Origin of the sequence: Paraburkholderia phymatum STM815 (assembly GCF_000020045.1) — a bacterium.
GTDB classification, from domain to species: domain Bacteria; phylum Pseudomonadota; class Gammaproteobacteria; order Burkholderiales; family Burkholderiaceae; genus Paraburkholderia; species Paraburkholderia phymatum.
Genome location: NC_010622.1, coordinates 2,968,456 through 2,983,403 on the forward strand (window position 1 = coordinate 2,968,456; position 14,948 = coordinate 2,983,403).

The 14,948-nt window shown below is 63.3% G+C and carries 13 protein-coding genes; 6 read left to right on the forward strand and 7 right to left on the reverse strand.

The features are described from left to right. Window positions 1-130 precede the first annotated feature (130 nt). The 6 genes from accC (at window position 131) to BPHY_RS13365 (ending at window position 6,426) form a co-directional block, all read left to right on the forward strand. Window positions 131-1,498 carry an acetyl-CoA carboxylase biotin carboxylase subunit gene (gene accC, locus BPHY_RS13340; RefSeq protein ID WP_041763610.1) on the forward strand — a complete coding sequence of 456 codons (1,368 nt, stop codon included), beginning with the start codon at window positions 131-133 and terminating at the stop codon, window positions 1,496-1,498. Between the two features lie 3 nt (window positions 1,499-1,501). After that, window positions 1,502-2,404, forward strand: a complete 903-nt coding sequence (gene prmA / locus BPHY_RS13345; protein ID WP_012402005.1) for a 50S ribosomal protein L11 methyltransferase — start codon at window positions 1,502-1,504, stop codon at window positions 2,402-2,404. Window positions 2,405-2,473: 69 nt separating this feature from the next. Further along, window positions 2,474-4,201: a zinc-ribbon and DUF3426 domain-containing protein gene (locus tag BPHY_RS13350; RefSeq protein ID WP_012402006.1), complete on the forward strand. Its 1,728-nt coding sequence runs from the start codon at window positions 2,474-2,476 to the stop codon at window positions 4,199-4,201. Window positions 4,202-4,294: 93 nt separating this feature from the next. Continuing rightward, a complete protein-coding gene (gene tpx, locus BPHY_RS13355) occupies window positions 4,295-4,795 on the forward strand; it encodes a thiol peroxidase (protein WP_012402007.1) in 501 nt (166 codons plus the stop codon). Window positions 4,796-4,904: 109 nt separating this feature from the next. Further along, the gene (locus tag BPHY_RS13360; protein ID WP_012402008.1) at window positions 4,905-5,849 is read left to right on the forward strand and encodes a carbohydrate kinase family protein; all 945 of its coding nucleotides are present in this window, start codon (window positions 4,905-4,907) and stop codon (window positions 5,847-5,849) included. Window positions 5,850-5,937: 88 nt separating this feature from the next. Continuing rightward, complete coding sequence (locus tag BPHY_RS13365) at window positions 5,938-6,426, forward strand: outer membrane lipoprotein (protein ID WP_012402009.1); 489 nt, start codon at window positions 5,938-5,940, stop codon at window positions 6,424-6,426. A 247-nt stretch (window positions 6,427-6,673) separates the two neighbouring features. On the opposite strand, the gene BPHY_RS13370 is transcribed toward BPHY_RS13365, so the two are convergent. The 7 genes from BPHY_RS13370 to BPHY_RS13395 all read right to left on the reverse strand — a co-directional run bounded on the left by BPHY_RS13370 (window position 6,674) and on the right by BPHY_RS13395 (window position 14,939). Continuing rightward, window positions 6,674-7,288: a histone H1-like DNA-binding protein gene (locus BPHY_RS13370; protein ID WP_012402010.1), complete on the reverse strand. Its 615-nt coding sequence runs from the start codon at window positions 7,286-7,288 to the stop codon at window positions 6,674-6,676. Window positions 7,289-7,318: 30 nt separating this feature from the next. After that, complete coding sequence (locus BPHY_RS43110; protein WP_012402011.1) at window positions 7,319-7,645, reverse strand: hypothetical protein; 327 nt, start codon at window positions 7,643-7,645, stop codon at window positions 7,319-7,321. Between the two features lie 79 nt (window positions 7,646-7,724). Then, on the reverse strand, window positions 7,725-8,948 hold the full coding sequence (locus tag BPHY_RS13375) for a ribonucleotide-diphosphate reductase subunit beta (protein WP_012402012.1): 1,224 nt from the start codon (window positions 8,946-8,948) through the stop codon (window positions 7,725-7,727). 611 nt (window positions 8,949-9,559) lie between these two features. Further along, complete coding sequence (locus BPHY_RS13380; RefSeq protein WP_012402013.1) at window positions 9,560-12,553, reverse strand: ribonucleoside-diphosphate reductase subunit alpha; 2,994 nt, start codon at window positions 12,551-12,553, stop codon at window positions 9,560-9,562. Between the two features lie 486 nt (window positions 12,554-13,039). Further along, complete coding sequence (ampD, locus tag BPHY_RS13385) at window positions 13,040-13,678, reverse strand: 1,6-anhydro-N-acetylmuramyl-L-alanine amidase AmpD (RefSeq protein ID WP_012402014.1); 639 nt, start codon at window positions 13,676-13,678, stop codon at window positions 13,040-13,042. Beyond that, the gene (locus tag BPHY_RS13390) at window positions 13,675-13,989 is read right to left on the reverse strand and encodes a PP0621 family protein (RefSeq protein WP_012402015.1); all 315 of its coding nucleotides are present in this window, start codon (window positions 13,987-13,989) and stop codon (window positions 13,675-13,677) included. Before BPHY_RS13390 ends, ampD begins: the two co-directional genes overlap by 4 nt. Window positions 13,990-13,994: 5 nt before the next feature. Next, the gene (locus BPHY_RS13395) at window positions 13,995-14,939 is read right to left on the reverse strand and encodes a cytochrome C assembly family protein (RefSeq protein ID WP_012402016.1); all 945 of its coding nucleotides are present in this window, start codon (window positions 14,937-14,939) and stop codon (window positions 13,995-13,997) included. Window positions 14,940-14,948 lie beyond the last annotated feature (9 nt).

The window sequence follows — 14,948 nt, forward strand, 5'->3', positions numbered from 1 at the left end:
CGCGGCGCCTTAGCCGTTCGCCATCCGCGCACCCTACTTCTTCGGGCGCGCCACCGATCCTCTGAGGCAGCCGCCCGCCCCTTCGAACCAACCGGGCCCGCGGCGCCCATCGATGAGTCGAATATCCGCTATGTTTGAAAAAATCCTCATTGCCAATCGCGGCGAAATCGCGCTCCGCATTCAGCGCGCGTGCCGCGAACTCGGCGTCAAGACGGTCGTCGTCTATTCCGAAGCCGACAAGGAAGCCAAATACGTGAAGCTCGCCGACGAGGCGGTCTGCATCGGACCGGCGCCGTCGAACCTGAGCTACCTCAACATGCCCGCGCTGATCAGCGCGGCGGAAGTGACGGACGCCGAGGCGATTCACCCCGGCTATGGCTTCCTGTCCGAGAACGCGGACTTCGCTGAGCGCGTCGAGCAATCGGGCTTCGTGTTCATCGGCCCGCGTCCCGACACCATCCGCATGATGGGCGACAAGGTCACCGCGAAGCAGACGATGATCAAGACGGGCGTGCCCTGCGTGCCCGGCTCGGAAGGCGCGTTGCCGGAAGATCCGAAAGAGATCGTGAAGATTGCGCGCTCGATCGGCTACCCGGTGATCATCAAGGCGGCAGGCGGCGGCGGTGGCCGCGGCATGCGCGTCGTCCACACGGAAGCCGCGCTCGTGAACGCCGTCAACATGACGCGCGAGGAAGCGGGCCGGGCGTTCGGCAATCCGCAGGTCTACATGGAGAAATACCTGGAGAACCCGCGGCACATCGAAATCCAGGTGCTGGCCGACTCGTTCAAGAACGCACTGTGGCTCGGCGAGCGCGACTGCTCGATGCAGCGTCGCCATCAGAAGGTGATCGAAGAGGCGCCGGCGCCCGGCATCGCGCGGCGTCTGATCGAGCGTATCGGCGACCGTTGCGCGGACGCGTGCAAGAAGATGGGCTATCTCGGCGCGGGCACGTTCGAGTTCCTGTACGAAAACGGCGAGTTCTACTTCATCGAAATGAACACGCGCGTGCAGGTCGAGCACCCGGTCACCGAACTGATCACGGGCATCGACATCGTGCAGGAACAGATCCGCATCGCGGCAGGCGAAAAGCTCGCCATGCGTCAGCGCGACATCCAGTTCCGCGGACACGCGATCGAATGCCGTATCAACGCTGAAGATCCGTTCAAGTTCACGCCGTCGCCCGGACGTCTTACGTCTTGGCACATGCCGGGCGGCCCCGGCATTCGCGTCGATTCGCACGCATATAACGGCTATTTCGTTCCGCCGAACTATGATTCGATGATCGGCAAGCTGATCGCTTACGGCGCGACGCGCGAACAGGCGATCAAGCGGATGCGCATCGCACTGTCGGAAATGGTGGTCGAAGGCATCCAGACCAACATCCCGCTGCATCGCGAGCTGATGCTCGACGCGAAGTTCGTCGAGGGCGGCACGAGCATCCATTACCTCGAAAACCGGCTGGCCGCGAAGCTGCAAGCCGCACCGGAAGAAGCGTAAGCAATGAGCTACCGGGAACTGGTCGTCGAACTCGCACGCGAGCACGCGGAAGCGTTGTCGGATGCGCTGCTCGAACTGGGCGCGCTGTCGGTGTCCGTCGAGGACGCGGACGCCGACACGCCCGACGAGCAGCCGCTGTTCGGCGAACCCGGGCTCACGCCGGAGCGCACCGCGTGGACCCACTCACGCGTGATCGCGCTGCTGGCGCCGGAACACGAGCCGGCCGTGCTGCTCGCGGCCGCCGCGAATGAACTCGGTCTCGCTGACACACCGTCGTTCAGCGTGCGCGCGGTCGAAGAACAGGACTGGGTGCGCCTCACGCAATCCCAGTTCGATCCGATTCCGATCGGAGAACGCATCTGGGTCGTGCCATCGTGGCACGATGCGCCCGATCCGGACGCGCTCGTGCTCGAACTCGATCCGGGCCTCGCGTTCGGCACGGGCAGCCATCCCACGACAAGGCTGTGCATGGAATGGCTCGAACAGTCCGTGCAAAAAGATCAGTCTGTACTCGACTACGGTTGTGGCTCGGGCATTCTCGCGATTCTCGCGAAGAAGTGCGGCGCAAATCCCGTCTTCGGCATCGACATTGATCCGCAAGCCGTCGAATCCGCCCGCCACAACAGCGAGCGCAATCGCGCCGAGATCACCTACGGTCTGCCCGCCGACTGCCCTGCCGGCGAGTTCGACATCGTCGTCGCGAACATCCTGTCGAATCCGCTGAAGCTGATGGCGTCGATGCTGTCGTCGAAGGTGAAGCCGGGCGGACGCATTGCGCTGTCAGGCATACTCGCGCGCCAGGCGGAAGAAGTGGCGAGCGTTTACCGGCAGTGGATCGACATCGCCGTGTGGCGCGAACACGAAGGCTGGGTGTGCCTTGCAGGTACGCGTCGCGAAAGCAATTAGAATAAGGCATATTTGCTTGCTTCCGGCCCCATTCGGCACCCTGGCCGCCAACCGGTCTTTCGGCTCGATATGCTTCTAGCGACACGCTGTCCCTTCTGCGAAACCGTCTTCAGGCTCCAACGGGAGCAGCTCACGCTGCGCCGCGGGCTCGTGCGTTGCGGCCACTGCAAACAGGTGTTCGACGCATCGAGCAGTCTGTTCGACGTAAGCGACGGCGTCAGCATCGACAAGGCGAAGCCGGTAACAATCGACGATGTGACGGCCCACACGCTCGAAACGCTCGCGAATGGCGCTCAAACGCCGGCGCCGGGCGCGCAGCCCGCGCCTGGCGAGCGCGTCGCCGCCGAGCCGAGGGTCGAACACGAAACGACGCGCGCTGAAGAAGCGCCCGCGATCCACCACGTCGCCGCCGAGGTTGCGGAGCCACGCATCGAAGTGGGGGCGCCGCACCCAGCGGCTGCCGTCGAAACACCGTCGCCTGACATCGCTGAACCTTCCGTGCAATCCGGGCAGGCCGCGTCTCCCGATGCGGGCACCGAAGACGCGCCATCGGTGGACGCGCCCGACTTCCGCGCGGAAGCATGGAATCCGTGGGCGCCCGCCCCCGACGCGTCGATCGACGGGCGTCTGCGCCACACCGCGTCGACGATCCCAATCAATCCCGTCACAATTCCGCGCTCCGCGCAACCGCCGATCACGCTCGAACTCACCGAATCCGAGCCGATGAATCTCGAGAAGGCAATCGCGCGCAAACCGGGCGAGCCGCACATCGAGGCGGGCGCCGAACAGCGAGCGGGATCGGCCGTCGATACGCTCGCTGAACCGGGAATTGCCGAGCCCGCCGGAACGCCCGCTGCGTCGAAATCGGAGCCCGCCTTCGAAGCAACGCCCGCGCGCGACCTCGCGCGGGACCTGCACGAACTGCCGACGCACGGGTGGCGCGCAGCGGAGCCTCTGCGCGAGTCCGTCGAAACACATCCAGAGCAGGCGGAGCCGGGACGGGAAGCGCCGCTGCGCCCCGCCTTCGACAAGGAATGGCATGAGCCGTCGCGCGAAAAGCCCAACGGGCCTGCATTCGCAGCCGACGACGGCACTGTCTCGCCGTCATCCGATCAGGCCGGACCGCGGCGGGAGCGCGAACCGTACTTCGGCGCCCCATCGGCCGAGCCCGACCTCGAACCGCGCTTCGGCGCCGGAGCAGGCGCCGGCGCACGCGGCCAATACGGGGAGCCCTACGACGGCCCGTTCGCGTCGTCGCCCGGCGGCGCCGACGATGCGTTCGCCGTCACGCGCGAGCCGCGCGAGCCGGAAGCGAAGCGTCTAATGTGGCAGGTCGCGGGCGGCGTCGCGGCCGGCCTGCTCGGCTGTTTGCTGCTGATGCAGCTTGCCTGGTGGCAACGTGAAACGGTGATGGTCGCGTGGCCCGACTCGCAGTCGCTGTTCGTGAAGGCCTGCGCGAATCTGGGCTGCAAGATCGAGCCGCCGCGCGATATCGACGGGTTGCTGGTCGAGCCGTCGGATCTCCGACAAGTGGACGGTCCACACAAGCTCGAGTTAAAGATGCCGCTGCGCAACCGCTTCGATCTCGCGCTCGCGTACCCTGCCGTCGAACTGACGTTGCTGGACGAGAACAACAACATCGCCGTGCGGCGCGTGCTGTGGCCGCAAGACTATGTGAAGCCCGGCACGCCGATCGCAGCGGGCCTACCCGCACGCACGACGCAGACGATGATCGTGCGGCTCGACACGGGCAACACGGTCGCCTCGAACTTCCGCGTGCAGATCTTCTATCCGTAACCCGTCGATCTGCAGCGCGTGCAGCTTGTCCGCGCGTCCGGCACGAACCGGTCGCGCATCCCGTCAATCCCTGACGAATCTTCGGAGCACAACATGAGTCAAGTCACGCTGGGTGGCAACCCGATCGAAGTCGCTGGCACGTTCCCGTCCGTGGGCCAGGCGGCGCCCGCCTTCTCACTCGTCGGCAAGGATCTGAAGCCGCTCACGCTCGGCGACTTCGCAGGCAAGCGCAAGGTGCTGAACATCGTCCCGAGCCTCGACACGCCGACTTGCGCAACGTCCACGCGCAAGTTCAACGAGGCCGCCGCGAAGCTGAACAACACGGCCGTGATCGTGGTGTCGGGCGATCTGCCGTTCGCGGCAACTCGCTTCTGCACGACGGAAGGCATCGAGAACGTCGTCACGGGCTCGACTTTCCGCGGACATGAGTTCGCACAGGCATACGGCGTCGACGTGACGAGCGGCCCGCTTACGGGCCTGACGGCGCGCGCCGTCGTCGTCATCGACGAAAACGACAAGGTCGTGCATGCCGAACTCGTCGGCGAAATCAAGAACGAACCGAACTACGACGCAGCGCTCGCCGCGCTGAAGTAAGCTTCATCTTCGCGTCGATATAGCGCCGCGCCCGTATCGCATCGGGCGCGGCGCTTTCACATCGTCGCGCCCTTTTTTCCTCCGACCGACACTTATAGGAACGCTCGCCTTGGCTACGCTGATTTGCGGCTCGCTCGCCTACGACAACATCATGACTTTCGAAGGGCGCTTCCGGGAGCACATCCTTCCGGAACAGGTTCATATCCTGAACGTCAGCTTCCTTGTGCCGACGATGCGCCGCGAATTCGGCGGCTGCGCGGGCAATATCGCCTACTCGCTGCATCTGCTCGGCGGCGACGCACGCATCATGGCGACGCTCGGTGCCGTCGACTCGCAACTCTACATCGACCGACTCGACTCGCTCGGCCTGTCGAAAGAGCATGTGCGCGTACTGCCCGACACCTACTCGGCGCAGGCAATGATCACGACCGATCTCGAAAACAACCAGATCACCGCGTTTCACCCTGGCGCGATGATGCAGTCGCATCTGAACCGCGCGGACCAGCCCGGCGTGAAGCTCGGCATCGTCGCGCCGGACGGCTTCGACGGCATGATCCAGCACTCCGAACAGTTCGCCGCAGCGGGTGTTCCGTTCATCTTCGATCCGGGCCAGGGGCTGCCGCTTTTCGACGGTGAGTCGCTGCGCCGCATGATTGAACTTGCCACCTACGTCGCAGTCAATGACTACGAAGCTGCGCTGGTGAGCAACAAGACGGGCTGGTCGATCGAAGCGATCACGAGCCGTGTCGATGCGCTGATCGTGACGCGCGGCGAGCACGGGGCACAGATTCACCATGCTGGCGGCATCGAAGAAATTCCGGCCGTCAAGGCCAAGCAGGTGCTGGACCCCACGGGTTGCGGCGACGCGTTCCGGGGCGGCCTGCTGTACGGCATCGAGAAGGGCTTCGGCTGGGGGACCACAGGGCGCCTCGCCAGTCTGATGGGCGCGCTGAAGATCGAACATCAGGGGCCGCAAAACTATGCGCCGACGCGCGCGGAGATCAACGAACGGTTCAGGCAGGCGTTCGGCTACGACCTGCCCAATGGCGCATGATGTAACGAGCGGCGCTCGCCTCCCATATGCCGCGCCTCGCCGTTCGGGTTTGGAGGGCTCGATTACGAGCCCGTTTGGAGTCAAAGGAATGAAAACAACGAGTCGTACGGTGGGTCGCCTGGTACTGGGCGCCGTGATTGTCAGTTCGCTCGCGATGGCGGGCTGTGCATACAACAGCAGTTCCGCCGACGTGTATACCGCATCGCAGGCGCAGCGAGAAGAGACTGTCCGCATGGGCATCGTCGACAGCGTGCGCGCCGTGAAGATCAGCTCGAACAACGGTCAGCCTAGCGGCATCGGCGCCATCGGCGGCGGCGCACTCGGTGCCGTTGCCGGCAGCGCGATCGGCGGCGGCCGTGGTTCGGTTCTGACGGGCATCGTCGGCGGCCTCGCGGGCGCAGTCGCAGGCAACACGATCGAAAACAGCACGGCAATGCGCGACGGCGTCGAAATCACGGTGCGCCTCGACAACGGCGACATGCGCGCGATCACGCAAAGCGCAACGGGTGAAATTTTCCGCGCCGGAGAGCGCGTGCGGCTGCTCTCGAGCGGCGGCGTAACCCGCGTCACGCACTGACGCATTTCGTTTCCCTGCTGGCGGCGCTCATGCGCCGTGTCGGCAACCTCACACGCATGCGCTCCCCTGTGCATGCGTTTTTTTTGTCCGGCGTTGGCCAGCGGGTGTTCACACCGCGAAGCAACGCCGCATTGCCACGACGAAAAAAATCCCGCCGCCAGTAAACCGGCGGCGGGATCAGATGTGATCGAGCTACGTCGCTCAATCGACGGACGCGTACATAATGTGTCCGTTACGACTTCGACTCTTACGGACGGCTGCCCGTCGGGAACGGCCATGCTGCAGCCGGGTTCAGAGCCGTCTTCACCGTAGCAGCCGGCGCCGTCGATGCAGCAGCGGGCGCAGCCGGAGCAGGTGCAGCCTTCTTCGAAACAGCCTTCTTCGCAGGGGCAGCCTTCTTCGCAGGCGCAGCGGCCGCCTTCTTCGCGGCAGCCTTTTTCGCAGGCGCAGCCTTTTTGGCGGCAGCCTTTTTAGCAGGCGCCTTCTTCGCAGCGGCCTTCTTCGCTGCGGCCTTCTTCGCCGGTGCTGCCTTCTTCGCAGCAACCTTCTTCACGGCGACTTTCTTCGCTGCGGCCTTCTTCGCCGGTGCGGCCTTCTTCGCAGCAACCTTCTTCGCAGCAACCTTCTTCACAGCGACTTTCTTCGCTGCAACCTTCTTTGCTGCAACCTTCTTTGCAGCTGCCTTCTTGGCCGGCGCTGCCTTCTTTGCAGCAACCTTCTTCACTGCGACCTTTTTCGCTGCGACCTTCTTCACAGCTGCCTTCTTAGCCGGTGCTGCCTTCTTGGCGGGAGCAGCCTTCTTCGCGACAACCTTCTTTGCTGCAGCCTTCTTGGCTGCCGGCTTCTTCTTGGCGAGTGCCATCATTTTCTCCTTCAGGTTTTCAGATGAGATTCAGTTCAAACTACACCCTTCGTCAAAACCCGCTTCCCGCGGACGCTTCTCACGGCGGCCACTGCGAAGCGGGCTATTCATCGGCGTACGCAGCTCCAGCGCGCTTACGCTAATGAATACGGTAAGGCGCGCCGTGCCATCGGGCACAGCGCGCCAAGTCCTGTCGGCGTCGGATCTCGACGCCGTCAATCGTTTGATCGAGCCGCTCGCTTTATAGCGAACGGCTTTTTCCGGGGGGAAGTTTGCCCATCCCACTGAAGGGTTCGCAAAGTGCCTGTGATCTTTATAGGCCGCGGTAATCCACGGCACACCGGGCACGCTCTGCATCAGGCGATCATGCTCCTCACCAAACTTGCCGCGGCACGGCCAGCGGCAGCCCCATCAAATACATACACGACGCGTTGGGTTATTCCCAAGACAGCGCGCCGCCGGTCTGATATTCGATAACCCGAGTCTCGAAGAAATTGCGTTCTTTCTTCAGGTCGATCATCTCGCTCATCCACGGGAACGGGTTTTCCTCGTTCGGATACAGCGGATCGATACCGATCTGCTGGCAACGGCGGTTGCAGATAAAGCGCAGATAGCTCTTGAACATCGACGCATTGAGGCCGAGCACCCCGCGCGGCATCGTGTCTTCTGCGTAGCGATATTCGAGGTCGACCGCGTGTTTGAAGATCTCGCGGATCTCGGCGCGGAATTCCGGCGTCCAGAGATGCGGGTTTTCGAGCTTGATCTGGTTGATCAGGTCAATGCCGAAATTGCAGTGCATCGACTCGTCGCGCAGGATGTACTGGTACTGTTCCGCCGCGCCCGTCATCTTGTTCTGGCGGCCGAGCGCCAGGATCTGTGTGAAGCCAACGTAGAAGAACAGGCCTTCCATCACGCAGGCGAACACGATCAGCGACTTGAGCAGCTTCTGGTCTGCTTCGAGCGTACCCGTCTTGAAGGCGGGGTCGGTCAGCGTGTGGATGAACGGAATCAGGAATTCGTCTTTGTCGCGGATGGACTGGACTTCGTGGTACGCGTTGAAGATCTCGCCCTCGTCGAGACCGAGCGACTCCACGATGTACTGATAGGCGTGTGTGTGGATCGCCTCTTCAAATGCCTGGCGCAGCAGGAACTGGCGGCATTCGGGCGCCGTGATGTGGCGGTACGTGCCGAGGACGATGTTGTTCGCCGCGAGCGAGTCGGCCGTCACGAAGAAGCCGAGGTTGCGCTTGATGATGCGGCGCTCGTCTTCCGTCAGCCCATTCGGGTCTTTCCAGAGCGCGATGTCGCGGGACATGTTGATTTCCTGCGGCATCCAGTGGTTCGCGCAACCGGACAGGTACTTTTCCCACGCCCACTTGTACTTGAACGGCACCAGCTGATTGACGTCAGTCTGGCCGTTGATGATGCGCTTGTCGGCGACATTCACACGAGCTTCGGAAGCGACGGCCGGTGCACCTGCTTGCGCCGGCGGAGCGATTGCGATGTCGTTCGCGAAGACCTGTTGAGCCGAGGGAGCTTGATGAGCGGAACGCGTTTCGACTTGCGAACCGACAGCCGTTCCCGCAGCGTTGCGCAACACGTTTTGTTGCGAAGCACTCGAGGGAGTTACGGCAGTGATCTCGTCATCCCAGTTGAGCATAAATGTCACCATCAATTTAGATCGGTTTGTACCATCTTTTCACGAGCGTTAAAAGGGTCCGCTCATGAAAAATCCTGTTTTCGAATCGCGTTGCGACCTACATACAACACTTTGTTCATCAGTGTGTGAAGGTCACTCGTTGCGAGTCGCTCGAAACGTGTGTCGCTGAAGCGCGATGCACGATCGAAAGCGCGTTGCTTCAGTGATGCGTGTGCGTTGCTTCTGCGTTGTTCCGAACTCGAAGCATTGCTGCTTCGCTTCGCGTTGCGCGTGTCTTGCGAAGAGAACCGACCGCGCGATGCATCGTCACCTCGTGCTGTCTCGCCGACTTCATCTTGAGTGCGCGTCCAGGGTTTTCGCGCACTGGTCGAAGAGACGGGTAGCACGTGATGTTCCTCGCCGCGCCGTGTGCTGCTCTTGCAACTTCGATTTCCGAGTTCAAAGAGAGACGCACTGACTTCGTTGCGCAATGAGCGGCGCGCTGCGGCCTGCACCGCTCATCGCCTGCTAGCTGCGTCTGCTGTTTTTGCTGCTGGCCGCCGGCGAGCGCCGGCGGCTGACTGCTACTACCTGCGCTACTTATAGTGAAGCGTTACCGCTTCGACCGACGTTCACTGGCAAGCTTCGCACTCTTCGAAGCCCGGGTCGCCCGGACGCATCATGCACACGGGACCATCTGCTTCAGGCGCTGCTTCGACAGCGGGAACCGAAGTTGCTGCCGCCGATGCAGCGGAAGCCTGGAAGCCGCCCTTCGTACCCGACGATGCGGCACCGCCGCCGACACCGAAGCTACCCGCACCGCCATCGCCCGACGGCACTGCGTTCAGCGCGCCGTGTGCGACCGTCGACTTCTCGACGTGCGTCGCCGCCATCGTGCGGAGGTAATACGTCGTCTTCAGACCGCGCAGCCATGCGAGCTTGTAGACCTCGTCGAGCTTCTTGCCCGATGCGCCCGCCATATAAATGTTGAGCGACTGAGCCTGGTCGATCCACTTCTGACGACGGGACGCCGCTTCCACCAGCCACGTTGCATCGACTTCGAACGCGGTCGCGTAGATCGCGCGCAGGTCGGCCGGCACGCGGTCGATACGGGACAGCGAGCCGTCGAAGTACTTCAGGTCGGCGACCATCACTTCGTCCCACAGGCCGCGCGCCTTCAGGTCACGCACGAGGTACTCGTTCACCACCGTGAATTCGCCCGACAGGTTCGACTTCACATACAGGTTCTGGAATGTCGGCTCGATACATGCAGACACGCCGATGATGTTCGAGATCGTCGCCGTCGGCGCGATCGCGACGCAGTTCGAATTGCGCATGCCGTGCGTCGCGATGCGCGAGCGCAGCGACGCCCAGTCCATCGACTCGCTCGAATCCACTTCGACGTAGCCGCCGCGTGCGTCGGCGAGCAGCTTCAGCGTGTCTTGCGGGAGGATGCCGCGATCCCACAGCGAGCCGCGGTAGGTCGAATAGCGGCCGCGCTCTTCCGCCAGTTCCGTCGACGCCCAGTAGGCGTAGTAGCAGACGGCTTCCATCGAACGGTCGGCGAACTCGACGGCTTCCTGCGATGCGTACGGCGTGCGCAGCACGTGCAGACAGTCCTGGAAGCCCATGATGCCCATGCCCACCGGACGGTGCTTCAGGTTCGAATTACGCGCCTTCGCGACCGCGTAGTAATTGATGTCGATCACGTTGTCGAGCATGCGCATCGCGACACTGATCGTGCGCTTGAGCTTGTCGTGGTCGAGCGCGAGCGTGCCGTCGGCCTGTTCCTTCAGGTGCGCAACGAGGTTCACCGAGCCGAGGTTGCACACGGCGATTTCGGTGTCGCTCGTGTTCAGCGTGATTTCCGTGCACAGGTTCGATGAGTGGACGACGCCGACGTGCTGTTGCGGCGAGCGCACATTGCACGGATCCTTGAACGTGATCCACGGATGACCCGTTTCGAACAGCATGCCAAGCATCTTGCGCCACAACTGCGCCGCGGGGATCTTCTTGAACAGCTTGATCTCGCCGCGCGCGACCTTGTCTTCGTAGGCGGTGTAAGCCGCTTCGAATTCGGCGCCGAACTTGTCGTGCAGGTCCGGGCAGGTCGACGGCGAGAACAGCGTCCAGTCGCCGCCTTCGAGCACGCGCTTCATGAACAGGTCGGGAATCCAGTTCGCCGTGTTCATGTCGTGCGTGCGGCGACGGTCGTCACCTGTGTTCTTGCGCAGTTCGAGGAATTCTTCGATGTCGAGGTGCCACGATTCCAGGTACGCGCAGACCGCGCCCTTGCGCTTGCCGCCCTGGTTCACGGCGACGGCCGTGTCGTTGACAACCTTCAGGAACGGCACGACGCCTTGCGACTTGCCGTTGGTGCCCTTGATGTGCGAGCCGAGCGCGCGCACGCGCGTCCAGTCGTTGCCCAGACCGCCTGCGAACTTCGACAGCAGCGCGTTTTCCTTCAGCGCTTCGTAGATGCCGTCGAGGTCGTCGTCGACCGTCGTCAGATAGCACGACGACAGTTGCGAGCGGCGCGTGCCCGAGTTGAACAGCGTCGGCGTCGACGACATGAAGTCGAAGCTCGACAACACGTTGTAGAACTCGATCGCGCGCGCTTCCCGGTCGATCTCATTCAACGACAGACCCATTGCCACACGCATAAAGAATGCCTGGGGCATTTCGATGCGCGTGCCATCGATGTGCAGGAAGTAGCGGTCATACAGCGTCTGCAGACCGAGGTAGCCGAACTGCAGGTCGCGGTTCGCGTCGAGCGCGGCGCCGAGACGCTTCAGGTCGAACTGCAGCAGCTTGTCGTCGAGCAGCTCGGCATTCACGCCGCGCTTGATGAAGAGCGGGAAGTACTCGGCATACCGGCCGGCCATTTCGGCTTGCGTGACTTCTTCTTCGAGGATCTCGCGGCGGATCGTGTGCAGCAGGATGCGTGACGTGACCTGGCTGTATGCCGGATCTTTCTCGATCATCGTACGTGCAGCGAGGATGGCAGAGTCGTAGACCTGGCTCATCGGCACGCCGTCATACAGGTTCTTCACCGTCTCGGCGACGATCGGCTCTGCGTTGACGGCATCGCCCAGGTTCGCACATGCCGACTCGATCAGGCCGCGCAGCGCCGCCATGTCGAGCGGACGCGTGACGCCGTTGTCCGTCACGTTCAGGCCGGATGCGACCGGTGCGTCGACTTCATGGCCGCGCTCCTGGGTACGCTTTTCGCGGTAGAGCACGTAAGCGCGCGCGACATTGTGCTCGCCCGTGCGCATCAGCGCGAGTTCAACCTGATCCTGAATGTCTTCGATATGGAACGTGCCGCCGTTCGGGCGGCTGCGCACCAGCGCGCGCACCACGTTCTGCGTGAGTTGCTCGACCAGTTCGCGAACGCGCGCCGACGCTGCGCCCTGACCGCCGTTGACAGCCAGAAACGCCTTCGTCACCGCGATGGCGATTTTCGACGGCTCGAACGACACCACGCTGCCGTTGCGACGGATCACCTTGTAGTCGGCGTAGCCCGTCTGCGGCGCGAGCGCGTCGGCGCCCTGTGCAAGCCCTTCGACGGGGCGGCCAGTGGGTGCGCCCTCGAACCGGGTCGTCACGTTGTCGGTCGTTTGCATGTGCAAAGCTCCTGGTCTTGGAATAGTGCGGAGTTACCGCTGATTAGTACAACCGCTGCGCCACCCCGGACGCACGCGATGAGGAAGAAGAAGAGGGACAGCGGGGACCGTGAGACAGCCGGGCCGGATGCGACAGATCCGTATGGGAGTACATGAACGTTGTGCGTGTCGCGATCACTTGGCTGTGCCCTTTCTTCGAATTTGCCGACGCACCGGTTGCTCTAACCAGTTGCGCCGCATCAGGTTTTTCAGTGCCGGTAATGCTGACGGCGCCATGCTCATGGAGCGGGGCGCCGCCTGACAAACACTACATCTTGTGCAAAAACTGATTAACGGCACGAAGTATAGTGTACTGAACCCTCATCGCAAATTCTTTTATTTGGTCTGATCATCTTGACTTTTGGATAGCCCGCGTCAGAAGACGCCGGCGGGCATACAACGCTTTTGCGTTGTCGGTGCGGCACCGTACAAACAGGAGTGACGCGCCTACGACCTTATCGGCTTGCGCGAAGACGGATGCAGATAGGGGAAGTACTGATCGGGGAGCGCGGTCTCGCGCTGAAGACGCGGCCATTCGAAATGCGGGCCCGGGTCGGTCTTGCGGCCTGGCGCGATGTCCGAGTGACCGGCGAGCGAGTCGATCTCATAGTGTGCGGCAAGCGACCGCACGAGCGGTGCTAGCGTCGCGTACTGCGCGCGTTCGAACGGCGATGCGTCGCTGCCTTCCAGTTCAATGCCGATCGAGAAGTCGTTGCAGCGCTCGCGGCCGAAGAAGTTCGACGCGCCCGCATGCCACGCGCGCTCGTCGCAGGAGACGTACTGTTCGAGCGCGCCATCGCGGCGGATCACGAAATGCGCAGACACGCGCACGTCGCGCAAATGCGCGTCGTAGTACGGATGCGCGTCGCAGTCGAGGCGGTTGAGGAAGAGATCGGTGATGCCCGGACCGCCGAATTCGTTCGGCGGCAAGCTGATGTTGTGGACGACGATCAGCGTCGGACGTGCGCCGTTCGGGCGCGCCTCGAAATTCGGCGACGGCAGCTGGCGTGCTTCGTCGACCCAGCCATTTGCGTCGACGGTGAAGCGCGCCGGCGCGGGCGCTGGCGACTGCCCTCCTGCCGTCATCGTGCGTCGCGGCCCGTCGGTCGGGCGGCGTAACGCTTCGCGTGATCGTGCGAGCAGAACGTCTGCCCCGCGACGAGCACGGAGTCGCTCTTCGGTGCATGCACGCCGCATTCGACGCAGCGGATCATCGGCTCGGCGAGCTGGGCCGGGCTCTTGCCATTCGCCTGACCGTTGGCGCGGGTCCCCGCGCGCGCGTTGGCGTCGGCGCCTGCGCCCGTGCGCGCCGTACGCGATGCCTCGGCGCGGCGCAGCGCCTTCACGAGCCATTGGCCGACGATGAACAACAGGATGAGCAGGAAAATTTGTCGCATGACACTCAGACAACAGGACGGTGCAACAGCACCTCGAAAACAAAGCGGCTGCCGACATACGCAAGCAGCAGCGCGACGAACGACGCGAGCACCCAGCGCAACGCCGCGCGCCCACGCCAGCCCGACACCTTGCGCGCCGTCAGCAGCGCACCGAACATGACCCACGACAGCAGCGCGAACACAGTCTTGTGATCGAGTTGCAGCGCGCGGTCGAGAAGCTGTTCGTTGAACAGGATGCCCGACACCAGGGTGAGCGTGAGCAGCACGAAGCCGGCGCCGATCAGGCGAAACAGCAGCGTCTCCAGCGTGAGCAAAGGCGGCAGCGTGTCGAGCCCGCTCGACAGCCAGCCGTTGCCCGCCGCGGCGCTTTGGCGCGCGAGCGCGCCGCCGCCGCGCATCGCATGCAGGCGCCGTTCGACGAGCAGCATCAGCACGGCATGCAGCGCGGCGATCACAAACAGACCATACGCAATGTTGGCGATCAGGAAGTGCAGCTTGAACAGCGGGTCGGCGGCATACGGCAGCACATGCACGCCGTTGAACAGGAGCGGCAGCAGCGACGCGATGCACGCGAGCGGCAGCACGAGCAGACGCAAGCCGTCGAGCGGAAAAAAGAAACTCTCGATCCAGTAGATGCCAGCACCCAGCCAGAACATCGCGGACAGCGCAAACGCGAAGCCGAACACCATCGCGTCGTGCGGAAAGATCGTGGTATGAAGCAGCACGCCGTGTGCGAGCAGCGCGGCGAACAGTACGACGCGCGTCGTCATCGACATGCCGGCGGACGCACCCGCCAGCCCTCGCCCGCCCGCAGGCAACGGCGCAGCGGCGGAAAGCGGCGGTACGCTTTCGAGCATCGGCGCGGTCGCCGCCTGGCGGTGCGCGCGCCAGCCCGCGACGGCAAGTCCGCCGTACAGGAGCGCAGTGAGGGCATACAGTACAATATCCATATTGGAAGT